We start from the raw sequence: 989 nt of genomic DNA, 5'->3' as shown, positions 1-989 counted from the left end.
ACTTTCCAGCATTGGATTTCTGGATATGCCTGGGCATAGGCTTGAGATGCGGTTTCTTCCTGTGAACCTTCGAGACAAAGCCCTCCTTTTCCATGAAGTCTTCATTGGCCTTTGAGCGATAGGCCGTGTCTGCCCAAACGCTTGAGGCCGTATTGCTTTTATCCAGCAGCCCCTCTCTCAATCGAGCGCCATCATTGGCGGCGGCATCCGTCGTCTTCCATTTTCGGATGAACCGAAACTTCCGGTCGATAGAGACGTGAGATTTGTAGCCAAAGAACGGGATGGCGAGATCACTGGATGGCATGGTTCCATCGTCCTGCCGCTTCGCTTTGGTGAACTTCAGCGTCCATCGCGCATGACGGTCCTTGTGCGCCAGCTTTGCCGGCTTGTCTTGCCAGTCTTCAGGGATACGGCCTGCCCGGAGGTCGGCTTTCTCGGCGTTCGTGTTGCGCTGCTTTGGCGCAGCTACCAGCGTTGCATCCAGGATCTGGCCGGACATCGGCAGATAACCGGCGTTCCGCAGAGTTGTATCAAACCGGTCAAACAGTCTTTCAATGGCTCCCGCCTGGGTCAGGCGTTCACGGAACAGCCAAACCGTTTTGGCATCAGGCACCCGATCTGAAAGCCCCAGGCCAAGGAAGCGCATGAACGACAGGCGATCGTTGATGAGATACTCTGTCCGCTCATCAGACAAATTGTTGAGCGTCTGGATCACCAGGATCTTGAACATCAACACCGGGTCAAATGGCGGTCGCCCGCCCTTGCTTCCATCTGAATAGGCCAGAGCCTTCTCCAGTTCCGGGCGGAACACTTCAAAATCCACAGTCCGGGAAAACGCTTCGAGCTGATCGCCAAGCCCGCTCAGCCGAGCAAGCCGCTCTTCAACATCAAAGAAACCAGTCTGCTTCATGATCCATGCCCCCAATCAACTCAAGGGAAATGGAATCACAGAGCAGCTCTCAAAACCAGGGGGTTTTTCGAACCCTCCA

At 54.9% G+C, this 989-nt stretch carries 1 protein-coding gene; it reads right to left on the bottom strand.

The features are described from left to right. On the bottom strand, positions 1-913 hold a 913-nt coding region (locus GOB82_RS13210), incomplete at its 3' end, for an IS5 family transposase (RefSeq protein WP_265794633.1). Between the last annotated feature and the right edge of the window lie 76 nt (positions 914-989).

This window comes from Acetobacter farinalis, assembly GCF_011516935.1.
Classification (GTDB): Bacteria; Pseudomonadota; Alphaproteobacteria; order Acetobacterales; family Acetobacteraceae; genus Acetobacter; species Acetobacter farinalis.
The sequence above is the reverse complement of the archived record's forward strand: the minus strand, read 5'-3'. Positions and strand labels throughout refer to the sequence as shown.